Consider the following 20,732-nt stretch of genomic DNA (forward strand, 5'->3'; position numbering starts at 1 on the left):
CTCACTCCATCACCGCGGAGGTATAGACTTCCTGCACGTCGTCCAGGCTCTCCAGCGCATCCAGCAGCTTTTGCATCTTCACCGCATCCTCGCCCTTGAGCTCGGTCTCCGTGGTGGGCTTGAAGGTGATCTCGGCGAACGCCGGCTTGAGTCCGGCCTTTTCCAGGGCGGCCTTGACCGCGGCGAAATCGTTGGGAGCGGTGATGACCTCGATGCTGCCGTCATCGTTGGTGATCACGTCCTCGGCACCGGCTTCGATGGCCGCCTCCATCACCTTGTCTTCCGAAGTGCCGGGGGCGAACACGATCTGCCCGCAGTGCTTGAACAGGAAGGCCACCGAGCCGTCGGTGCCCAGGTTGCCGCCATGCTTGCTGAAGGCATGGCGCACGTCCGCGACGGTGCGGGTGCGGTTGTCGGTCATGCAGTCCACGATCACCGCCGCGCCGCCGGGACCGTAGCCCTCGTAGCGCACCTCCTCGTAGTTCACACCCTCCAGCTCGCCGGTGCCGCGCTTGATGGCGCGCTCGATGTTCTCGGCGGGCATGTTCTCGGCCTTGGCCTTCTCGATGGCCAGGCGCAGGCGGGGGTTGAAATTGGGGTCGCCGCCGCCCAGGCGCGCCGCCACGGTGATTTCCTTGATGAGTTTGGTGAAGATCTTGCCCCGCCGGGCGTCCTGGCGCCCCTTGCGGTGCTGGATGTTCGCCCATTTGGAATGACCTGCCATGGTGCACGTATTCCCCGTTTGCGACAGACGCCATGTTACCATCGGGGCCTGTTTTTATCGAGATTCCAGGGGGTTCCATGAGCGAGCCGATGCTCATCGCGAAGGGGGAACGGGAGGTTTTCCTGCTGCCCGGCATGGCCAACCGGCACGGTCTCATCACGGGCGCCACCGGCACCGGCAAGACCGTGACCCTGCAGGTGCTGGCCGAGAATTTCAGCCGCATCGGCGTGCCGGTGTTCCTGTCGGACATCAAGGGCGACCTGTCGGGCATCAGCCAGCCGGGGCAGCCCACGCCCAGGATCCGGGAACGCATTGAAAAACTGGGTCTGGGGGAGTGGACCTTCGAGGCCTCGCCCGTCACCTTCTGGGACGTGTTCGGGGAGCTGGGGCACCCGGTGCGGGCCACCGTGTCCGAGATGGGGCCGCTGCTCTTGGCGCGCATGCTCAATCTGAACGAGACCCAGGCGGGCGTGTTGGCCCTGGTGTTCAGGATCGCCGACGACCAGGGCCTGTTGCTGCTGGATCTCAAGGACCTGCGCGCCATGGTCCAGTACGTGGGGGAACACGCGCGGGAATTCACCACGCAGTACGGCAATGTTTCCGCCGCCTCCATCGGCGCCATCCAGCGCGCGCTGCTGGCCCTGGAATCCCAGGGCGGCGAGCAGTTCTTCGGCGAGCCGGCGCTGGATTTGGCCGATCTCATGCAGACCGACGGCCGGGGCCGGGGCATCGTCAACATCCTGGCGGCGGAACGCCTGATGCAGGCGCCCAAGGTCTATGCCGCCTTCCTGCTGTGGCTTCTGGCGGAACTGTTCGAGCAGTTGCCGGAAGTGGGCGACCCGGACAAGCCGCGCCTGGTGTTTTTCTTCGACGAGGCGCACCTCCTGTTCGAGGACGCGCCGCAGGCGCTGCTGGACAAGATCGAGCAGGTGGTGCGCCTGATCCGCTCCAAGGGGGTGGGCGTATTCTTCGTCACCCAGAATCCCCTGGACATCCCGGAGCGCGTGCTGGGCCAGCTGGGCAACCGCATCCAGCATGCGCTGCGCGCCTACACCCCACGCGACCAGAAGGCGGTCAAAGCGGCCGCCACCACCATGCGCCCCAATCCCCGCTTCGATGCGGAACAGGTCATCACCGAGCTGGGGGTGGGCGAAGCCCTCATTTCCACGCTGGACGAGAAGGGGCGCCCCCAGGTCACGGAACGGGCCTTCGTGCTGCCGCCGCGGGGACAGATCGGCCCCATCGACCCGGCCACCCGCCGCCAGTTGATGGAACGCTCCGTCGTCGCCGGCGTGTATGAAAAGACCGTGGACCGCGAGTCGGCCTACGAGGTGCTCAGGGCCCGCGCTGCGCAGGCGCAGCCTGCGGAGGCGTCGGGGCAGGCAGCCGGCCTGGGCGGCGTGCTTGGGGATGTGCTCGCGGGCGATGGCCGCCGCCAGGGGGTGGTGGAAGCCCTGGTGAAAAGCGCCGCGCGCGCCATCGGCAGCCAGCTGGGGCGGCAGATCGTGCGCGGCGTGCTGGGGTCGCTGCTGGGCGGGCGCCGCTCACGATGAGGCGCGACGACGATCTGCTCCTCAAGCTGCTCGCCCAGCCCACGGCGCCCTTTCGCGAGGGCCGGGTGCGTGCCTGCGCGCAGCAGGTTCTGGCGGACGCGGGGGTGCCCCATTTTCTGGATCCCGTGGGCAATCTGGTGGTGGGCGTGGCCTCGCGCGACGATTACCGGCGCCTGCTCGCCACCCGCAGCCGGGAACCGGTGCGGCTGTTCATCGCCCACATGGATCACCCGGGCTTCCACGGTGTGCGCTGGCTCGGCCGCGGCGTCCTGCGCGTGCGCTGGCATGGCGGCTCGCCCACCCGCCATCTCCTGGGTGCGCCGGTGTGGCTTGCGGATGAGACGGACTTCGAGGCAACCGGCGTGCTGCGGCAGGTGAAGCTGCGCAAAGACGGCTTCGCCATCTCGACCGCCGAGGTGCATCTCGATACGCCTGAATGGCGCCCGCGGGCGGCCCAAGTGTATGGTGGCCTGCGTTTCCGCCGGCCGGTGTGGGGCAGCGGCGCCCGCCTCCATGCGCGTGCCGCGGACGATCTGGTGGGCGTCTATTGTGTATTGGCCACGGCCCTGGACGCCTTCCGCACGCGGCGCCGTCCGCCCTTCCTGGGCCTGCTCACGCGCGCCGAGGAGGTGGGACTGGTGGGAACCGTGGCCCACCTCCAGCTGGGCTGGCTCAAAGCCGCGGCACGGCCGCTGGTGGCGGTGAGCCTGGAAGCCTCGCGCACCCTCCCCGGCGCCGAGGTGGGCAAGGGGCCCATCGTGCGCCTGGGCGACCGGCGCACCCCCTTCTCCGCAGGCCCCACCCAGGTGCTGAGCGAGCTTGCCGCCGAGCTTTTGCCCGGCCGGCACCAGCGTCGCCTGATGGATGGCGGCAGCTGCGAAGGTTCCGCCGCCGTGGCCTGGGGGCTGCCCACCCTGGCCCTGGCGGTGCCACTGGGCAACTACCACAACCAGGGCCTACAGGGCGGGCCCGACTGCCGGGGCGCCCTGGGCCCCGCGCCGGAGTTCGTGCATCGGGGCGACGTGGCGGGCATGCGCCTGCTGTGCACCGCCCTGCTGCGGCCCGGGCTGAACTGGAGCGATCCCTGGCGCGGCGTGCGCAAGCGCCTGGCGGCGATCCGGGCGGACCATGATGCCCTGCTGGGGGAGCCGGCTGCCTAGGGATACACACCCCACTGCGGCACCTCCCTGTTGAAAACGCTGCCGGCTGCCGGGACAATGGTGTGCGCCAACCACAACAAAAAGGGCGGACAACCCATGTCATCCACCAATCTCAGGGCGGCCATCGCCTTTTTCGCCTGGGTCCTGCTCGCGCTGGTGGCGGGCTTTCTCGGCCGCGGGGCCATCACCCGCGTGCTCGGGCCCGACATCTGGCTGTGGGCTGCGCTGTGGGCGGGCTCCATCCTCGGACTGATCAACGTCCTCGTGGTCCGGATCCTGGCCCGGCGCTGACGGGCGGCGGGTCGTCGTGGGGGTAATGGACGACGCCCATGAGCAGCCGCACCAGGCCGTAGGCTGCCCACATCACCAGCCGCCGCCAGAGGGGCACGGCGGCCCAGTCTTCCATGGTCACGCGCACCGCACCGCTGGCGATTTCCGCCAGCATGTCCCTTCGCAGCCGGCCTGCGAATTCGTGGTCGTAGACCACCACGTTGGCTTCCCGTGACAGCAGCAGGCTGAAGGGATCGATGTTGGAGGAGCCGACGGTGGCCCAGACGCCATCGATCACCGCCGTCTTCGCGTGCAGCATGCTTTTCGTGTAGGCATGGATTTCCACCCCCGCTTCCAAGAGCCTGCCGTGCAGGGCCTGGGCGGCGAAGTTGACGAAGGGGTGATCGGTCTGACCCTGCACCAGCAGCACCACGCGCACCCCGCGGCTGGCTGCCCGCAGCAGAGCATGCCGGAAACGGGTGCCGGGCAGGAAATAGGCGTTGGCGAGCACGATTTCCCGGCGGGCCTTGCCGATGGCGCGCAGATAGGCCCGCTCGATGTCGCGCCGGTGGCGCAGGTTGTCCCGGACCAGGAAGCGGGCGCGCACCGTGCCCGCGGGGGGCGGCGGGGTCACCGGGGCGCGGTCGCGGCGGGGCGTATGGCGCAGCTGGGTGAAGGCCACCAGGTGCCACAGCCGGCGCATGACCGTGAGGATCTCCGCCACCAGCGGTCCCTCCACCGCCACCGCGTAATCGTACTGGGGCGCACCGTCGGCCGGATCGGCGTCGTCGAGGATGTTGATGCCACCCACGAAACCCACGGTGGTGTCCACCACTGCCAGCTTGCGGTGCAGGCGCCGCAGGCGGTGGCGGCGCAGCCGCCAGGGGCTGGTTTCGGGACGATAGACCAGCACCTGTACGCCGGCGGCGCGCATCTCCGCGAGCAGGCCGAGGGGAAGCGGTTTCGAACCGAAACCATCCAGCAGGAGGTGGGTGGCCACCCCCCGGCGTGCGGCACGCATGAGGGCTTCGGCGATGCGTCGCCCCGCGGCGTCGTCACGGTAGATGTAGGTCTCCAGGTAGACGTGGGTGCGCGCTGCATCCAGCGCGGCTTCCAGGGCGGGGAAGTATTCGGTGCCGTTTTTGAGCAGCGTGAGGCGGTTGCCGGCGACGAAGCGTTTCATCGGTGGCGCCGGGACGCGGCCGTCACGCCCGGCTCATGGTGGCGGTGAGGACGGCGTGGTCCGAGATGCGTGACCAGGGACGGCCGTGATAGACCTGCGCGCCTTTTACCTTCAGGCCGCGGAAGTAGATGCGGTCCAGACGCAGCAAGGGCAGGGAGGCAGGGTAGCTGCGCGCCGGCGCACCGTGCAGGTGCTCGAACACCTCCTGCACGTGCAGGGTGCGTGCCAGGAACTCCCCGGCGGTGCGCCGCCAGTCATTGAAATCGCCGGCGATGATGAGGGGCGCGTGGGGCGGCACCACTGCCTGGATACGGTCGCGGATCGCTGCGACCTGCTTGTTGCGTCCGCGCTGGCCCAACCCCAGGTGCACGTTGATGCAGTGCAGCGGCTCGGTCCAGCCGGGCACCGCGATCTCGCAGTGGAGCAGGCCGCGGCTTTCCAGGGGATGGGCCGAGATGTCGATGTTCTCCCACCTGAGGATGGGAAAGCGCGACAGGATGGCGTTGCCATGGTGTCCTTCCGGATACACCGCGTTCTTGCCATAGGCGTATTCGGGCCAGATGGAATCGGCCAGGTACTCGTACTGGGAAGGCGTGGGCCAGTTGTGACGCTCGGCATAGGTGCGGTGCTCGCCCAGCACCTCCTGCAGGAAGGCGATGTCGGTGTGCACGCGGCGCAGCTCTTCCTTGAGTTCGTGCAGCACCATGCGCGCATTGAACTGGGAAAAGCCCTTGTGGATGTTGTAGGTGGTGATGTGGATGAGGTCCGACATGATGCTAGCGTTGCAGCAGCCGGCGGATGGCCTCGGCATTGCTCGGGGAGAAGCACTTCTCCGCGGCTTCCTGCCACGGCAGCCACTGGTAGCCCAGGTGTTCCCGCGCCGAAATACGCACCGGCAGGGGGCCGGGCACCTCCAGGCCGAACACGTGTTCGGTGTTGTGGGTGACACCGGGGGCGTAACGGTGGCGCCACTCGGGATAGATCTCGTACACGTTTTCCAGGTTCCAGTCGGTGAGCCGGTAGCGGCGCGCGTCGAGCCCGGTTTCCTCGGCCACCTCACGCACGGCCGTCTCGCGCAGCGTCTCCCCCGGGTGGCGACTGCCGGTGACGGACTGCCAGTAGCCCGGATGGTCGGCACGCTCCAGGAGCAGCACCTGACCGTCGGGCGTGTGGATGATCACCAGCACGGACTCCGGGATCTTGTAGGTCTGGTTCACAACGGGTCAGTAGGTGAGTTTGAGGCCGATGATACCAACGAGGATGAGCCCGATGAACAACAGGCGCAGGGCGGTCACCGGCTCGCCGAACAGGAGCATGCCCAGAAGGGCGGTGCCCACGATGCCGATGCCGGTCCAGACGGCGTAGGCCGTGCCCAGGTGGAGGTGCTTCATGGCCAGGCCAAGCAACACGAAACTCGCGGCTGCGGTGACCAGGGTGATGACCGTGGGCAGCAGGCGGGTGAAGCCCTCCGAATATTTCTGGCTGGTGGCCCAGATGATCTCGAAGAGACCGGCGGCCAGGAGGTAGAGCCATTCCATGGAAAGCGTGCCGGGGAAAGCGTGCCGGGGAAAGCGTCCTGGATGAAGCCGTCGGGCGCAGCGGCCTGCCCGGGGGTGGCCTGCGTCCTCCGCGAAGGTGCCGTTCAGCCGTTTCGGGTTTCCACCTGGCGCAGGCGGATGTGCAGCTCGCGCAACTGCTTTTCGTCCACCGTGTTGGGCGCCTGGGTCATGAGATCGTTGCCCTTCTGGGTCTTGGGGAAGGCAATCACGTCGCGGATGGATTCGGCACCGGCCATGAGCGCCACCAGGCGGTCCAGGCCGAAGGCCAGGCCGCCATGGGGCGGGGCGCCGTATTGCAGCGCATCCAGCAGGAAGCCGAACTTGTTGCGCCGCTCCTCGGCGCCGATGCCCAGTGCGGCGAACACCTTTTCCTGCACGTCCTCGCGGTGGATGCGGATGGAACCGCCGCCCACCTCCCAGCCGTTGAGCACCATGTCGTAGGCGCGGGACAGGCAGGACGCGGGGTCGCTGGCGAGTCGTTCCTCATGGCCCGGCTTGGGCGCGGTAAAGGGATGGTGCAGGGCCACCCAGCGTTTCTCTTCCTCGTCGTATTCGAAGGCCGGGAAGTCCACCACCCACAGGGGTTTCCAGCCGTCCGCCGCGTAGCCCTTCTCGTGGCCCAGCTTCACCCGCAGGGCGCCCAGCGCGTCGTTGACGATCTTCGCCTTGTCGGCGCCGAAGAAGATGATGTCGCCGTCCTGGGCGCCCGTGCGTTCCAGGATGGCGGCGAGGGCGGCGTCGTGCAGGTTCTTCACGATGGGCGACTGCAGGCCCTCGCGACCTTTGGCCCGATCATTCACCTTGATCCAGGCCAGCCCCTTGGCGCCGTAGATCTTCACGAATTCCGTGGCGGCGTCGATCTCGCCGCGCGAAAGCCTGTCGGCGCCACCCGACAGGCGCAGCGCCGCCACCCGTCCGCCCGGCATGTTGGCCGGTCCGGCGAACACCTTGAACTCCACGTCCTTCATGGCATCCGTGAGCTCGGTCAGTTCCAGGGCGACGCGCAGATCCGGCTTGTCCGACCCATAGCGGCTCATGGCCTCGTGCCAGGACAGGCGGGGGAACGGGTCCGGCAATTCGACACCCAGCACCGTGCGGAAGGTTTCGCGGATCATGCCTTCCACCAGGTTCATCACGTCGTCTTCGTCGACGAAGGACATTTCCAGGTCCACCTGGGTGAATTCGGGCTGGCGGTCGGCGCGCAGGTCCTCGTCGCGGAAACACTTGGTGATCTGGAAATAGCGCTCGAAGCCCGAGACCATGAGCAGCTGCTTGAACAGCTGGGGCGACTGGGGCAGGGCGTAGAACATGCCCGGATGCAGGCGCGAGGGCACCAGGTAGTCGCGCGCCCCCTCCGGCGTGGAGCGGGTGAGCATGGGCGTTTCGATTTCCACGAAGCCGTGGCGGTCCAGATAGGCGCGCATGGCGCGGGCCACCCGGTAGCGCAAGAGCAGGTTCTTTTGCATGGACTCGCGCCGCAGATCCAGGTAGCGGTAGGTGAGGCGCACGTTCTCCGACGGCTCCTCGTCCAGCTGGAAGGGCAGCGGGGCGGATGGATTGAGGATGACAAGCCGCGTGGCCACCACCTCGATCGCCCCCGTGGGCAGATGGGGATTGACGGTGCCCTCCGGCCGGCGCCGCACGCGGCCGGTGACCTGCAGCACGTATTCGTTGCGCACCTTTTCAGCGGTGGCGAAGGTGTCGGGTGCGGCGTCGCTCTGGGCAGGGTCGCACACCACCTGCACCAGGCCCTCCCGGTCGCGCAGGTCGATGAAGATCACGCCGCCGTGATCGCGCCGGCGGTGGGCCCAGCCGCACAGGGTGACGGTCTGGTCCAGATGGTCGAGATTGACGTGGCCGCAGTAATGAGTACGCATGGGGATGTCCTGAGGCGCCGCCCGACGGGCGGCGAAAAACCCGAAATTATACCGGAAGCCCCCGCCCGCGGCCCGTCAGTAGCGCCGGCCGTACACCAGCTGCCAGTTGGTCTGGCGATGGCTCACCGTCACGCCCGCACCATTGGTGGCCTCCACCCGGAAGCCGTGGGTCAGCCCGAAGTCGAGGCTGCTGGTGCGGTCGAAGGCGTAGCCCACGCCCGCGGTGACGTGATTGCGCACGATGGCGGGGAAGAGGGGGTGCATGAGCGCGTCCGGCACCGGGTTGGCGGCGAGATTGGCGCCCGCGCGCAGGGTCCAGCGCGGACCCGTCTGCCAGGCCACACCCAGCATGAAAACGTTTTGGTTCTTCCAGTTCTGGTTGAGGGTCAGCTCCAGATCACCGCCCGCATCCGCCTCGAAACGCAGGCGGAAATCCTTCATCACGCGCGCCCACTGCAGACGTTTCCAGTCGGCCACCAGCAGCCAGTCGCGGTGCGGCTGCCAGGCCAGCCCCGCGCTCCAGGTTTCCGGCCACTGGAAATCGTGGACGCGGATCCTGCCGGGCAGGGTGGTGGAGCCGCCGGCGGTGATCAGGCGAATCTCCGCCCGATCGGCGGTCATGTCGGACACCGCGGTCCGGCTGTGCCAGCTCGCGCCGAGCCTGAGGGTTGGGGCGAATTCATAGACCACCCCCAGCTTGCCGCCTGCGCCGTAGCCGCGCGCCTGGCCGGTGAATCGGCTGTCGTTGGAGAAGTCGAAGTAGGCCACGTCGGTCGCGCCCAGGCTCGCCAGCCCTGTCGCGAGCGATCCGCCCACACTGCCCTGGCCGAGAGCGCCCATGGCCTGCATCTGGGCACCGTTCATGGCCATCTGCAGGTCCAGGCCCATCCATACGAAGTCGAGGGTGGCGCCCACCGACAGCCCGGGTGAGACGGTGTAGGCCAGGGGAAAGATCACCCGCCCCACCGACAGCTCGCTACGCGTGGTGAGCCCGCTGCCTGCGCTCATGAAGGTGTCCCCGGCATATTCCGTGCCCATGCCTCCCTGACCGTAGATGCCGAAGCCCCAGGCGAGGTCGCCCGTTTTCTTCATCCAGCCGAAAGCGGGCATGGAAAAGGCGTCCGCGCGGGAGCGCGCCGTCATGGCGCCGTAGCGGGCTTCCACCGTGGGCCCGAGGAAGCCGTAGGCAAGATCCGCGCGGCGGCCCGGCTCCATCAGGGCCAGGGTGGCGGGATTGTTCATCATGGCCGCCGTGCCGTTGTCGTAGGCCTGGGACGCGCCTCCCAGGGCAGTGGCCACGGCACCGTAGCCTTCCATGTTCATGCCATTGGTGGCGCAGGCGCAGGCAGCGAAGCCCATGAGGCAGGCGCCCAACAGACTGGGCAGGGCCGGCGTGCGGCCCGTGGACATCGGGAGGGAACGCATGAAAACTCCAGGCACAAAAAGGCCGGGAGTATAGCGTCTTTCCGGAACAGGGGAAGTCGGTAGCGGAGTACTGGCCCGATGGCGGCTTCAGTCGCCGGGGTAGACCGCGGCCCGGTCCCGTGCCGGGGCGGCCACGGCCCCCATGGAGACGATGTATTTCAGCGCGAGGTCCACGCTGATGGGCACCTCGCGGGTTTCTTCCTTCCTCACGTAGAAGTAGAACCCGTTCACCGGGCTGGGGGTGGTGGGAATGAACACCGCCACGTAGTCCTCGCCGAGGAGGGTTCGCACTTCCGCGGGGACGTTGGTCTGGAAGGCGAGGGACCAGGCTTCCGGGTGGGGATAGCGCACCAGCAGCACCTTGCGGAAGGCCTCCCCCTGGCCCGAGAACAGGGTGTCGCTCACCTGCTTGACGCTGCTGTAGATGGATTTCACCACCGGGATGCGCGCCAGCAGACTTTCCCACAGGACGAGCAGCCGGCGGCCGAAATAGTTGGCGGTCACCATCCCCGTGAGCAGGATCACGGTGAGCACGACGATGGCGCCCAGGCCCGGCACGTGGGTGCCGAGCCAGCGGTCCGGGTGGTAGGCTTCGGGCAGCAGGTCCAGCACCCCGTCCAGGGTGCCGATCAGGAAGCCGATCACCCACACCGTGATGACCAGGGGCACCCAGATCAGCAGGCCGGTGACGAAGTAGCGTTTAAGAGGTGGGGTGCGCATGAAAAAAACGGACCGGGGCCCGGCCGGTCCGCTCCATCCCGTGGGGTGCCGTCAGGCCTGGCAGGCCGGGCAGGCGCCGGCGCCGCAGGCGGGTGCGGGCGCTTCCTCCTTCTTGGGCGCGGAGCCGCCCCCCTTGAAGTCGGTGGCGTACCAGCCGCTGCCCTTGAGCTGGAAGCCGGCGGCCGAGAGCATCTTGGAGAAAGTCTCCTTGCCGCACTCGGGGCAGGTGGTGAGCGGGGCGTCGCTCATCTTCTGCAAGTATTCCTTCTGGAAGCCGCATGCGCTGCAGCGGTATTCGTAGATCGGCATGATGCGCTCCTGAAAAAAACAAGTGCTTGAATTATACAGCAAAACAGGTCGCGGGCCGAGCCCGCACGCGCCCAAGATGGGGGCAGGGCCGCGAAACACAAGCCCCTCACGTGGTGCTGCAATCGTCCAGGGGTTCGGGACGGTGCAGCCCGAAGCCCTGCGCATAATCCACGCCGAGGGCGGCGAGCTCTATTCGCACGGCTTCGCTCTCCACGAACTCCGCGATGGTCTTCAGCCCCACCACGTGGCCGATGCGGTTGACCGATTCGACGATGGCCCGGTCCATGGGGTCCACGAGCACGTTGCGCACGAAATGGCCGTCGATCTTGAGGTAATCCACCGGGATGTTCTTGAGATAGGAAAAGGAGCTCAGGCCCGCGCCGAAGTCGTCCAGGGCGAACTGGCAGCCCCGCCGGCGCAGGGCCTCGATGAAGGACACCGCCCGGTCGAGATGGGCCACCGCCGCGGTTTCCGTGATCTCGAAGCAGAGTGACCGGGCCGCCACACCGGCGCGCGCCCGTTCCTCTTCCACGAACTCGAAGAAGTCCGTGTCGTTGAGGGTAGTGCCCGAGATGTTGATGAAGAACTGACCCGGGGTGGGCTGGCCCGCCGTGCGGGCGCGCGCCACTGCCTGCAGCAGGTGGCGTACCACCCAGCGATCGATGGCGGGCGCCAGGTTGTAACGCTCTGCCGCCGGCAGGAAGGCGCCGGGCAGGACCAGACCCCCCTGTTCGTCGCGCAGACGCAGCAGGAGTTCACAGCAGCCCGGCGTGCCGGCTCCCCCCCTGAGCGGAAGGATGCTTTGCCGGTAAAGCACGAAGCGGTTTTCCGCCAATGCAGCGTGGATGCGTGCCACCCACTGCATCTCCCCTTGGCGGCGCAAAAGCTCACGGTCGTCCGGCGCATATACGTGCACGCGGTTGCGGCCCAGGTCCTTGGCCGCATAGCAGGCCACGTCGGCATGGCGCAGCAGTTCCGTGAGGCTGGCTCGGTCGTCGGTGACGGGCACCAGCCCGATGCTGCCACCCAGGCTGAAATGCGTGCCGGCCCAGGTGAAGCGGAAGCCGTTGATCGCGCCGAGCAGCGCCTGCGCGGCGCGTTCCGCGTCCGGCAGGGAACAGTTTTCCAGCAGCAGGCCGAATTCGTCGCCGCCCAGACGTGCCAGGGTGTCGCCCCCCTGCACGCGGTTTCTCAAAAGGCGGGCGAGCTGGCGCAGAAGCTCATCCCCTGCGCCGTGGCCGCAGGTGTCGTTGACCACCTTGAACTGGTCCAGGTCGAGATAGAGCAGGGCATGGGGACCGGGGCGGGCGAGCGTCTCCTGCAGGCGCCGCTCGAAGCCATGGCGGTTCAAAAGCCCGGTCAGGGCGTCGTGGAAGGCCATGTGGGCGATGGTGGCTTCCGCTGCCCGGTGCTCGCGCCGCCGTGCTGCCTCACGCAGCTCGCGTTCGATGGCGGGCACCAGCCGCGCCAGGTTGTCCTTCATCAGGTAATCGGCGGCCCCGGCCTTCATGGCTGCCACGGCCAGGTCCTCGCCGATGGAGCCGGAGACGATGATCACCGGCGCGTCGCAGGCGCTGGCCCGCACCAGTTCCAGGGCAGCGTGGGAGTCGAACCCCGGCAGGTTGTGGTCGGTGATGATGACGTCCCAGGGCTGGTGTGTGAGCGCGGCGCGCAGAGCAGCCGCCGAGTCCACGCGCCGGGTGATGGCGTCGAGCCCGCCGCGCTTGAGCTGGCGTTCCAGGAGGAGCGCATCGTCCTCCGAATCCTCCACCAGTAGCACGCGCAGGGGCCCGGCCATCAGCGCGGCCCCGCGGGGGGAGGGACGTTGAGCACGAGCCAATAAAGGCCCAGCTGGCGCACGGCCTCCATGAACTGATCGAAGTCCACCGGTTTGCAGATGTAGCTGTTGGCCCCCAGCTCATACCCGCGCAGGATGTCCTGCTCCTCGCGGGAGCTGGTCAGGATCACCACCGGCTGCAGCCGGGTGCGCGGGTCGCTGCGCAGGGCACGCAGCACTTCGAGCCCATCGAGCCGGGGCAGCTTGAGGTCGAGCAGTATCAGCTGGGGATTTGCCGGGGGACGCGCGGCATGGGCATTGCGGCAGAGCAGGTAGTCCAGCGCCTCCACGCCGTCATGGGCTACCACGACTTCGTTGAGGATGTGGTTTCGCCGCAGGGCGCGCAGGGTGAGCGCCTCGTCGTCCGGGTTGTCCTCCACGAGGAGGATGGTCTTGCCACTGCCGTCGTTCATGGTGCGGTTCCTTCCCGGTCGAGGCCGGGGCCGAGGGTGAAGCGGAAGATGGCCCCGTGCCCGGGTTCCGCTTGCGCCCAGACGCGCCCGCCGTGGCGGTGGATGATGCGCTGCACGGTGGCAAGGCCGATGCCCGTGCCTTCGAACTGCGAGGCGTGGTGCAGACGCTGGAAGACCCCGAACAGTTTGTCTGCGTATTTCATCTCGAAACCCACGCCGTTGTCACGCACGAAATACACGAGGGCGTCGTTGTCGCGTTCCGTGCCGAACTGGATTTCCGGCGCGGGTGTGTGGCGGGTGTATTTCCAGGCATTGCCCAGCAGGTTGGCCAGGACGATGCGCAGCAGGGTGGGGTCGCCTTCGGCCATGATGCCGGGCTCGATATGCACGGCGATGCCGTCGCGCGGCTCGGCGGCCTGCAGTTCCCCAATCACATCCTGGGTCAGGGCGCTGAGATCCACGGCCCGGCGCGCCAGCGGCGCACGCGCCAGACGGGACAGCGCGAGCAGACCGTCGATCAGGGCCGCCATGCGCTGGGCGGCCGCGCGCACGCGCTGCAGGTAGTCGCGGCCGGTGGCGTCGAGCGCGTCGCCGAAGTCTTCCAGCAAGGCCTGGGAGAAACCGTCGATGGCACGCAGCGGCGCGCGCAGGTCGTGGGACACGGAATAACTGAACGCCTCCAGCTCCCGGTTGATGGCGGCGAGCTCCCGGCTGCGCGCCGCCAGCAGGCGTTCCGCCATGCGGCGGCGGCTGATGTCCAGGGTGTAGCCGATCATGCCCACCGGCCGCCCCTCGGCATCGTGCAGCAGGGACAGGGAAAGATGACCGTCGAACAGGCTGCCGTCCTTGCGCTGCATGGACACTTCCACCTCATGGGCGCCCCGGGCCTTCAGGGGGGCGATGATCTGCTCGCGCAGGAAACCGGGATCCGGATGCAGCCGTGCCACCGGTTGCCCCAGCATTTCCTGGGCGGTGTAGCCAAAGAGCTGCTGCGCGCCCCGGTTCCAGCCGGTGACGATGCCGTCCAGATCGGTTCGCACCACGGCATCGTGGATCTGGTCGAGGATGGCGGCCTGTTCCTCGATCGTGCGGGTGCGCTCGGCGAGCAGGGCTTCCAGTCGGCGCTCGCTGGCGCGCAGGGCGGCATCGGCGGCCTCGCGCGCCAGGGCCTGTCCCAAATCCGCGGCGAGACGCTGCGCAAGGGTGATTTCGTGGATGCCGAAGGCACGGGCTTGGGTGGCATAGATGGCGAGGGCGCCCACCACGTCGCCTTCCACGCGCACCGGCGTGGCCAGCACGGAACGGAAGCCGCGCGCGCGGGCCATTTCGCGCCAGGGCGCGAAGGCGGGATCGGTTTCCGTGTCTTCGGTGATCACGGTGCGGCCCTCCCTGATGGCGGCACCCACCGGGCCGCGGGCGCGGGGCGAGTCGTCGGCGCGCACGTCCGCTGAGGCCAGATAGCCCTGGTCGAAGCCCCGGCAGGCCACGGGAATCACACGCCGGTCGCTGCCCACCATGCCGATCCAGGCCATGCCGAACCCGGCCTGCTCCACCAGCAGGGTGCAGATCGCCTGCATCAGTTCGCTGCCGCCGCGTGGCGTGAACAGGAGATCGGTCGCGGCGAGCAGGGTCTGCAGCATGCGCTGGCGGCGGGCCTCCGCCTCTTCCGCCCGGCGGCGCGCGGTGATGTCCACGAAGGACACCACGGTGCCGATGGCGCGACCATCGCGCTCGATGGGACGGGCCCAGTATTCCACCGGAAAACTCGTGCCATCGCTGCGCCAGAACACCTCCGTGTCGCAGTGGATGGACGTGCCGGCGGCGGTGGCCAGCCCCATGCGGCAGGCCTGTGCCGGGTAGGGACTGCCGTCGGCATGACTGTGGTGGATGAGGGCGTGCATGGGCCGTCCCAGCACCTGGTCCGCGCGGTCGTAACCGAGCAGCCGGAGCGCGGCCCGGTTGATGAACAGACAGCGCCCCTCCAGGTCGCCGCCGTAGATACCCTGCTCGGTGGGGTCCATGATGAGGCGCAGGAGTTCGCCTTCCTCGCGTCGGGCGGCTTCTGCCCGTTGCCGCGCCTCGTGGAGGCGCCGCGCCGCCAGGGCGAGGCCCGCCTCGCGGGCCAGGTTCTCGATCAGCGCGACATCGCGCGCATGCCAGTCCCTGGGCTGGCTGCGGGTGCTGGCGATCAGGACACCCTGGGCATCGTCGCCTTCGCCCGGAATGGGGGTGACCAGCACGGAGCGGGTGCCCAGGGCCAGACGCAAACGCTGGCTGGTGCGCGCGTCGTCGGCGAGATTCGTCAGAGCCAGGGTCTCCCGCTGCTCGAGGCAGGCACGGGCAAGGGAAGGCTCCTGCCCGGAGAGGCGCCAGTATCCGGCGGCTCGGTAAGCCGATCCTGCCTGGGCCACGGCCACCAGATCGCCGCTGTCCGCCTCACGCAGCACCACAAAGGCGGATTCGGTGGTGAGGGCCTGCCGGCACAGATCGGCCACCCGCGCCAGCAGCGCCGTGCTGCCGAGGTCGCTGTCCGCCGCGCGCAGGAGCCGGTTGTTGAGATCGAGCACCGCATTCTGGGTGTGCAGCCGGTCGAGCAATGCCGCCATGTCGCCTGTGAGCACTCCCAGTTCGTCCGTCGACTGCGGCTTGAGAGGGCCTGCCTCCGCTGCCTGTCCCCCCTGTCCCAGCAGCGTCGCCAGGGGGTTGAGCGACTGGCCCAGGCTGCGTGCCACCAGCAGCGCGCCGGTCGCTGCGAGCAGCGCGAGCCCCAGCCACACCCAGAAGGTTTCCAGCGTGAAGAAGCCGGTTCGCGTCCAGTAGTACTGGACGAGCAGGGTGTCCACGAGCAGGGGCGTGAGGATGGCGGTCAGCAGGAACCGGATGCGCAGCCCGATCACGGGCTGGCGCAGCTCAAGCCCGCCGAGGGCGCGGCCGAACAAGTCCAGCATGCGGAAGAAGATGGGCAAGCCGACGATGATGGAGACACTCAGCGCAATCAGGGCGATGCGCAACGCGTCGGCGGTTCGGGGCGCGTAATCGGTGTACAGCGCGGCCGCGGCGATCACCGACACCGGCGCCAGGGCGAGATAGGCGAGAAAGGCGGCCCAGTAAACGACGGGAAAGCGGCGCAGCGCGGCCCGTGCCGCATCTGCCGTGGCGCGGCCGTCGAGCCAGTCGGCCAAAGGTCGCGCCTGTCGCGGCAGGGCCCACAGCGCAAAGGCAAGCCAGGCGATGATGTAGGCCGGCTCCAGGGGAGTGGTGAGGATGTCTGCGAGCTGGCCGGGCGTGAGCACGCCGGTGAGCAGAATGAAGCCGAGGCCGCACACCGGGGGCAGGCCAAAGGCATAGAACACCAGCCGGCGCAGGGCGGCGAGCAGGGCTTTGCCGTCCGGAGGACTCATGGGGACCGTTTCCGGGTTCGGTTGTGCCACCGCCCGCCCCCGCAGGAAAGAGGAATTCCAAGCATAGCCTACGCCAACGGCGTCCTGGGTTTCGAAGCGCGCGCCTCTGATACAATGGAGGAAGCTGTAATTCCCTGAGCCGGCAAAGGTTTTTTCTGCCGGATCCCATGCACCAAGCCGATGAGGATTTCGATATGGCAGACCAGTTATTCCAGGCAATCGAGGCCGGCGATGTGAGCCGGGTGCAGTCCCTGATCGCGGCCGGTGCCGACGTGAACGCAGCGGGCGAAGGCGGACTCACGCCGCTGATGGCAGCGGCGCGTGCCGGTCACCTGCAGATCGTGCGCGACCTGCTCGCGGCCGGTGCGGACGTGAAGGCGGAAGACGAGCGCGGCTACACCGCCCTCATGCACGCCTGCTACAACCCGGAGCTCGACCGCGGCTTCGCGGACGTGGTGCAGGTGCTGCTGGAAGCGGGTTCCGACATCGAGCACAAGATTTTCTACGGCGTGCGTCCCCTCATGCTTGCGGCCGGGGCGGGGGAGGCAGAGGTGGTGGACGTGCTCATCAAGGCCGGAGCGGATGTCAAGGCGCGCAACGAGGGCGGCCGCACCGCGCTCATGATGGTCAAGGACAAGGACTACATCGAGGTGATCAATCTGCTCCACGAGGCGGAATCCCTGCTCGACTGGGAGCAGGGCGGTGCCGAGTGCGGCTCGCGCAACGCGCCGGGCAGCAATGTGATCACCTTCCTCAAGCCCCAGAAGAAATAATTCCGGCTCATTCTTTTGCCGTGGCGGCGCGCGGGTGTCGCCACGGTGTCCCATGCGTTTCGAAACGCCTCTCCTGGCGGGCACGCTGATCCGGCGCTACCAGCGCTTCTTCGCCGACGTCCGGCTGGACGACGGCGGGACGGTCACCGCCCATTGTCCCAACACCGGCTCCATGCTCGGCTGCCAGACACCAGGTGCGCGCGTCTGGTTGTCCCGCGCCGAAAACCCTGCGCGCAAGCTCGCCTACACCTGGGAACTCGTGGAAGCGGCCCCCCGGCGTGCTGGTGGGCATCCACACCGGGCGCAGCAACCGACTGGTGGAGGAAGCCATTCGTGCCGGCCGGCTTGCCCCGCTTGCGGGTTATAGCGGACTGCGGCGCGAGGTGACCTGCGGAGAGTCCCGCATCGATCTGATGCTCGCCGCGCCGGGGCGCCCGGACTGCTACGTGGAAGTGAAGAACGTCACCGCTGCGGTGGCGGGTGGCATCGCCCTGTTCCCGGATGCCGTCAGCCGCCGCGGCGAGAAGCACCTGCGCGACCTGGCCCGGCTGGTAAAGCAGGGTCATCGCGCCGTGATCTTTTTCTGCATCCAGCGGGAGGACGTGCAGGAGCTGCGCCCCGCCGATGCCATCGATCCCGCCTACGGCCGCGCCCTGCGCGAAGTGATAGCCGCCGGCGTGGAAGCCTACGCCTGCCGTGCCCGCGTGGGCACCGACGCCATCGTGCTCACCACGCCCGTGCCGGTGGTGTGTCCGTGAAGGCGGCCGCCCGCCCACGCCTGCCCGTCTGACCTTTTTCTGCTCCAGGCACCGCCCCCCCACAATGACAGCGTGCTGCTCAGCAATATTGCCCGTGACATATGTCGCCGAGTAATATTACGCAATCTTAATATTCCAATGGCCTGGCGGGCCCTTCGGGCCACGACGCCGCCACGCCCCGGGACGGTGCCGCGAGATCGTCCGGGGCGCATAACAACGCAGAGCAGAAACGATGAGTGCACCCCACGCGCAAGCCGTGTCCCGCGCCGCTTTGATGCTGGCCCTGGTGCTGGGCAGCGCAGCCCTCCCGGCGGCCCAGATCGACGAAGCCCAGCGCCTGCTGGACGAACAGCGTGCCCGCAGCCGCGAACAGCAGATGCAGCAACCTCCGCCCAGCATCGGGCGCGAGGCGCCGACGGTGCCGGAATCCGACCTGGGCGCCGACCCCGCCGCCCTCCCGGAAACCGAACCGGCCTTCGCCATCCAGCGCATCGAGCTCAAGGGCGATGCCCTGCTCGACCCTGAGGACGCAGCGCGCCTGGTGGCGCCCTTCACCGGCCTGCGCCTGGGCGAACACCGCATCAACCTGCTGCTGCGGCACCTGACCGCCGCGCTCATCGACAAAGGCTACATCACCAGCCGCGCCTACATCGGTCCGCAGAACCTCGCCTCCGGCGTGCTCCAAGTGACCCTGGTCGCCGGTCGTATCGAGGCGGTGAAACTCGACGGCAGCGAGGCCAGGGGCCGCGCGCTCGCGCCCCTGCCATTCCGTGCGCAGGACGTGTTGCGCCTGGCCGACCTGGAGCAGGGCGTCGATCAGATCAACCGCCTGCGTTCCCGCCGCGCCGAGATGCAGATCCTGCCCGGCCAGTCGCCCGGCGGCAGCGTAGTGGACATCCGCACGCAGGTGCAGGCACCCTGGCGCGTCCACCTCGGCGCGGACAACGCCGGCCAGAAGAGCACCGGCACGATTCGCGGCCGCGTCATGGTCGAGGCCGACAATCCCCTGGGCCTGTTCGACGCCTGGAACCTGACGCACATCCAGAGCAGCGACAGCAAGGCCTCGCTGCTCTCCGTATCCGTGCCCTGGGGCTACAACACCCTGTCCTACACCTACACGGTGTCCGACTACGCGAGCCCCATCCCGGGGCTTTCGGCCGTGATCGCCGGCGATTCCGCCAACCACAGCCTCGCAATCAACCGCGTGATCCAGCGCGATGCGGTCTCCCGGACCGCCCTCGACGCCATGCTCACCCTGCGCCGCGCCCAGCGGGACGTGGCCGGCATTGCGCTCACCCCGCAGGACATGAGCGTGCTGCGGCTCGCCGCCAGCCGGCTGCAGCGCTGGCCAGGAGCGGAGTTGAGCGCCGACCTCGGCTATGTGCGCGGCCTCAGGGCCTTTGGCGCCGAGGCGGACGTGGACGGGCTCAGCGCCCCATCCCCCCACTATCAGTTTGAGAAACTCGATTTCAATCTCGCCGCCACCGTGGGTCTCGGCCCGCACTTCGCCTGGCGCGGCAGCGTGACCGGCCAGCGCGCCCAGCGCGGCCTGCACAGCTCGGAGCAGATCTTCATCGGCGGCGCCGGCACCGTGCGCGGCTTCGAGGAAGGCCAGCTTGCCGGCGACCGCGGCGCCTATACCCGCCACGAGCTGCACTGGACGGACGCCGCGGCGCAGACCCAGGCGATTCCCTATCTGTTCTACGACTACGGGCGCGTGCGCCTGCTGGCCGACCCCGCTTGGAAGCAGCTCGCCGCCCTGGGCGTGGGGGTCCGCGCGGCGTGGCAGGGACTCAGTGCGGAAATCAACTGGGCCCGGCCCGTTTCCGCACCCGAGGCCGTTTCCCGTCGCGCGCGGCTGCACATCACGCTCGATTACCAATTCTGATGCCCCACAAGGTGACACCATGAAACCGTTCATCTCCCCCGCTCTGCTCGTCGGCTGCGCGCTGTGTGCGTTTACCGGCACGGCCGCCGCCGCCCCTGTCAAAGCGCCCGCCGTGGCCGTGGTCAACGGCAAGCCCATCACCCAGGCCCGGTTCGACCGCGCGCTGCGGCAGGCCCAGGCAGCGGGCGCGGCGGACAGCGAGGCCTTGCGCGCGGCGATCAAAAACCAGCTCATCGCACGCGAGTTGTTTCGACAGGAAGCGGAGAAACGCAGGCTGCAGAACGACCCCGAGGTGATCGAGGCGCGCGACAACGCCATGATCGCCCTCTACCTCCGGCGCGAGATCAAGCCCGCGCCGGTGAGCGAGGACCAGGTGCGCGCCCAGTACGACGCCATCGTCGCCACTCTGGGCGAGAAGGAATACAAGCCGCGGGTGATCGAAGTGAGTGATGCCGCGCTCGCTGCCTCGCTCGCCGAGCAGCTCAAGGCCGACGCCGGCAAATTCGCCGAGCTGGCCCGCGCCCACAGCATCGCGCCCTCGGCCCAGCGCGGCGGCGAGCTCGACTGGGTGTCCTTCCCGACGCCCGTTCAGGCAGGCAAGACCCAGAATCTCCCGCTGCCCGTGGCTGAAGCCATCGCCGGGCTTTCCGCCGGCCAGGTCACGGACAAGCCGCTCGCCATCGACGGCCGCTACCTCCTGATCAAGCTCGACGAAGTGCGGCCGACCCAGGTGCCGGACTATGCCAAAGCCAGGGTGCCCCTGCGCGAGATGCTGGAGCGCCGCGCGCTGGAGCAGGCCACGGCCGAGCTGGTCGCGCGCCTGGTGAAGCACGCAAGAATCGAAATCCCGGAAGCCACGAAGTAAGACGCCGCCCCCCCCGA

The 20,732-nt window shown here is 68.4% G+C and carries 20 protein-coding genes; 8 read left to right on the forward strand and 12 right to left on the reverse strand.

The window, feature by feature from the left end:
* Position 1: 1 nt before the first annotated feature.
* A complete protein-coding gene (locus ACZ42P_RS11625; RefSeq protein ID WP_464897701.1) occupies positions 2–724 on the reverse strand; it encodes a YebC/PmpR family DNA-binding transcriptional regulator in 723 nt (240 codons plus the stop codon).
* A 77-nt stretch (positions 725–801) separates the two neighbouring features.
* Here ACZ42P_RS11625 and ACZ42P_RS11630 point away from each other — a divergent pair, with 77 nt between their 5' ends.
* From ACZ42P_RS11630 to ACZ42P_RS11640, 3 genes are all read left to right on the forward strand, one after another.
* On the forward strand, positions 802–2,277 hold the full coding sequence (locus ACZ42P_RS11630) for a helicase HerA-like domain-containing protein (RefSeq protein ID WP_464897702.1): 1,476 nt from the start codon (positions 802–804) through the stop codon (positions 2,275–2,277).
* Entirely contained in the window at positions 2,274–3,437 is a 1,164-nt protein-coding gene (locus ACZ42P_RS11635) for a hypothetical protein (RefSeq protein WP_464897703.1), read from the forward strand. Before ACZ42P_RS11630 ends, ACZ42P_RS11635 begins: the two co-directional genes overlap by 4 nt.
* A gap of 96 nt (positions 3,438–3,533) precedes the next feature.
* Positions 3,534–3,728, forward strand: coding sequence for a hypothetical protein (locus ACZ42P_RS11640; RefSeq protein ID WP_464897704.1), 195 nt, complete (start codon positions 3,534–3,536; stop codon positions 3,726–3,728).
* Here the strand turns inward: ACZ42P_RS11640 and clsB are convergent.
* From clsB to ACZ42P_RS11695, 11 genes are all read right to left on the reverse strand, one after another.
* Entirely contained in the window at positions 3,691–4,890 is a 1,200-nt protein-coding gene (gene clsB, locus ACZ42P_RS11645) for a cardiolipin synthase ClsB (protein WP_464897705.1), read from the reverse strand. The two genes, ACZ42P_RS11640 and clsB, sit on opposite strands and share 38 nt — an antisense overlap.
* Positions 4,891–4,912: 22 nt before the next feature.
* Positions 4,913–5,662 carry an endonuclease/exonuclease/phosphatase family protein gene (locus ACZ42P_RS11650; RefSeq protein WP_464897706.1) on the reverse strand — a complete coding sequence of 250 codons (750 nt, stop codon included), beginning with the start codon at positions 5,660–5,662 and terminating at the stop codon, positions 4,913–4,915.
* Positions 5,663–5,666: 4 nt separating this feature from the next.
* Positions 5,667–6,107 (reverse strand): dihydroneopterin triphosphate diphosphatase, encoded by a 441-nt coding sequence (gene nudB, locus ACZ42P_RS11655; protein WP_464897707.1) that lies wholly within the window; start codon positions 6,105–6,107, stop codon positions 5,667–5,669.
* Positions 6,108–6,113: 6 nt separating this feature from the next.
* Positions 6,114–6,428 carry a DMT family transporter gene (locus tag ACZ42P_RS11660; protein ID WP_464897708.1) on the reverse strand — a complete coding sequence of 105 codons (315 nt, stop codon included), beginning with the start codon at positions 6,426–6,428 and terminating at the stop codon, positions 6,114–6,116.
* Between the two features lie 104 nt (positions 6,429–6,532).
* Positions 6,533–8,326, reverse strand: a complete 1,794-nt coding sequence (gene aspS, locus ACZ42P_RS11665; protein WP_464897709.1) for an aspartate--tRNA ligase — start codon at positions 8,324–8,326, stop codon at positions 6,533–6,535.
* A 75-nt stretch (positions 8,327–8,401) separates the two neighbouring features.
* Entirely contained in the window at positions 8,402–9,751 is a 1,350-nt protein-coding gene (locus ACZ42P_RS11670) for an OmpP1/FadL family transporter (protein WP_464897710.1), read from the reverse strand.
* An 87-nt stretch (positions 9,752–9,838) separates the two neighbouring features.
* A complete protein-coding gene (locus ACZ42P_RS11675) occupies positions 9,839–10,471 on the reverse strand; it encodes a DUF502 domain-containing protein (RefSeq protein WP_464897711.1) in 633 nt (210 codons plus the stop codon).
* A gap of 51 nt (positions 10,472–10,522) precedes the next feature.
* On the reverse strand, positions 10,523–10,780 hold the full coding sequence (locus ACZ42P_RS11680; RefSeq protein ID WP_464897712.1) for an FmdB family zinc ribbon protein: 258 nt from the start codon (positions 10,778–10,780) through the stop codon (positions 10,523–10,525).
* Positions 10,781–10,886: 106 nt separating this feature from the next.
* Positions 10,887–12,578: an EAL domain-containing protein gene (locus ACZ42P_RS11685; protein WP_464897713.1), complete on the reverse strand. Its 1,692-nt coding sequence runs from the start codon at positions 12,576–12,578 to the stop codon at positions 10,887–10,889.
* Complete coding sequence (locus tag ACZ42P_RS11690; protein ID WP_464897714.1) at positions 12,578–13,030, reverse strand: response regulator; 453 nt, start codon at positions 13,028–13,030, stop codon at positions 12,578–12,580. The genes ACZ42P_RS11685 and ACZ42P_RS11690 overlap by 1 nt, the downstream gene beginning before the upstream one ends.
* Positions 13,027–16,431: a GAF domain-containing sensor histidine kinase gene (locus tag ACZ42P_RS11695; RefSeq protein WP_464897715.1), complete on the reverse strand. Its 3,405-nt coding sequence runs from the start codon at positions 16,429–16,431 to the stop codon at positions 13,027–13,029. The genes ACZ42P_RS11690 and ACZ42P_RS11695 overlap by 4 nt, the downstream gene beginning before the upstream one ends.
* Positions 16,432–16,625: 194 nt before the next feature.
* Between ACZ42P_RS11695 and ACZ42P_RS11700 the strand changes: the two genes are divergently transcribed.
* The 5 genes from ACZ42P_RS11700 (at position 16,626) to ACZ42P_RS11720 (ending at position 20,715) form a co-directional block, all read left to right on the forward strand.
* Positions 16,626–17,204 (forward strand): ankyrin repeat domain-containing protein, encoded by a 579-nt coding sequence (locus ACZ42P_RS11700; protein WP_464897716.1) that lies wholly within the window; start codon positions 16,626–16,628, stop codon positions 17,202–17,204.
* Positions 17,205–17,256: 52 nt separating this feature from the next.
* Positions 17,257–17,571 carry a hypothetical protein gene (locus ACZ42P_RS11705; protein WP_464897717.1) on the forward strand — a complete coding sequence of 105 codons (315 nt, stop codon included), beginning with the start codon at positions 17,257–17,259 and terminating at the stop codon, positions 17,569–17,571.
* Positions 17,489–17,962 carry a DNA/RNA nuclease SfsA gene (gene sfsA / locus ACZ42P_RS11710; protein WP_464897718.1) on the forward strand — a complete coding sequence of 158 codons (474 nt, stop codon included), beginning with the start codon at positions 17,489–17,491 and terminating at the stop codon, positions 17,960–17,962. The genes ACZ42P_RS11705 and sfsA overlap by 83 nt, the downstream gene beginning before the upstream one ends.
* 232 nt (positions 17,963–18,194) lie before the next feature.
* Positions 18,195–19,850 (forward strand): ShlB/FhaC/HecB family hemolysin secretion/activation protein, encoded by a 1,656-nt coding sequence (locus tag ACZ42P_RS11715; RefSeq protein WP_464897719.1) that lies wholly within the window; start codon positions 18,195–18,197, stop codon positions 19,848–19,850.
* A 19-nt stretch (positions 19,851–19,869) separates the two neighbouring features.
* Positions 19,870–20,715 carry a peptidylprolyl isomerase gene (locus ACZ42P_RS11720; protein WP_464897720.1) on the forward strand — a complete coding sequence of 282 codons (846 nt, stop codon included), beginning with the start codon at positions 19,870–19,872 and terminating at the stop codon, positions 20,713–20,715.
* Positions 20,716–20,732: the final 17 nt, after the last annotated feature.

The organism is Thiobacter subterraneus (genome assembly GCF_055379455.1).

Coding starts and splice junctions, on each gene's coding strand:
- ACZ42P_RS11675 (WP_464897711.1), bottom strand. CDS start 10,471: ATGCGCACCCCACCTCTTAAACGCTACTTCGTCACCGGCCTGCTGATC.
- ACZ42P_RS11635 (WP_464897703.1), top strand. CDS start 2,274: ATGAGGCGCGACGACGATCTGCTCCTCAAGCTGCTCGCCCAGCCCACG.
- clsB (WP_464897705.1), bottom strand. CDS start 4,890: ATGAAACGCTTCGTCGCCGGCAACCGCCTCACGCTGCTCAAAAACGGC.
- ACZ42P_RS11715 (WP_464897719.1), top strand. CDS start 18,195: ATGAGTGCACCCCACGCGCAAGCCGTGTCCCGCGCCGCTTTGATGCTG.
- ACZ42P_RS11640 (WP_464897704.1), top strand. CDS start 3,534: ATGTCATCCACCAATCTCAGGGCGGCCATCGCCTTTTTCGCCTGGGTC.
- ACZ42P_RS11700 (WP_464897716.1), top strand. CDS start 16,626: ATGGCAGACCAGTTATTCCAGGCAATCGAGGCCGGCGATGTGAGCCGG.
- ACZ42P_RS11630 (WP_464897702.1), top strand. CDS start 802: ATGAGCGAGCCGATGCTCATCGCGAAGGGGGAACGGGAGGTTTTCCTG.
- ACZ42P_RS11650 (WP_464897706.1), bottom strand. CDS start 5,662: ATGTCGGACCTCATCCACATCACCACCTACAACATCCACAAGGGCTTT.
- ACZ42P_RS11625 (WP_464897701.1), bottom strand. CDS start 724: ATGGCAGGTCATTCCAAATGGGCGAACATCCAGCACCGCAAGGGGCGC.
- ACZ42P_RS11695 (WP_464897715.1), bottom strand. CDS start 16,431: ATGAGTCCTCCGGACGGCAAAGCCCTGCTCGCCGCCCTGCGCCGGCTG.
- ACZ42P_RS11685 (WP_464897713.1), bottom strand. CDS start 12,578: ATGGCCGGGCCCCTGCGCGTGCTACTGGTGGAGGATTCGGAGGACGAT.
- ACZ42P_RS11705 (WP_464897717.1), top strand. CDS start 17,257: ATGCGTTTCGAAACGCCTCTCCTGGCGGGCACGCTGATCCGGCGCTAC.
- aspS (WP_464897709.1), bottom strand. CDS start 8,326: ATGCGTACTCATTACTGCGGCCACGTCAATCTCGACCATCTGGACCAG.
- ACZ42P_RS11670 (WP_464897710.1), bottom strand. CDS start 9,751: ATGCGTTCCCTCCCGATGTCCACGGGCCGCACGCCGGCCCTGCCCAGT.
- ACZ42P_RS11690 (WP_464897714.1), bottom strand. CDS start 13,030: ATGAACGACGGCAGTGGCAAGACCATCCTCCTCGTGGAGGACAACCCG.
- ACZ42P_RS11680 (WP_464897712.1), bottom strand. CDS start 10,780: ATGCCGATCTACGAATACCGCTGCAGCGCATGCGGCTTCCAGAAGGAA.
- ACZ42P_RS11720 (WP_464897720.1), top strand. CDS start 19,870: ATGAAACCGTTCATCTCCCCCGCTCTGCTCGTCGGCTGCGCGCTGTGT.
- ACZ42P_RS11660 (WP_464897708.1), bottom strand. CDS start 6,428: ATGGAATGGCTCTACCTCCTGGCCGCCGGTCTCTTCGAGATCATCTGG.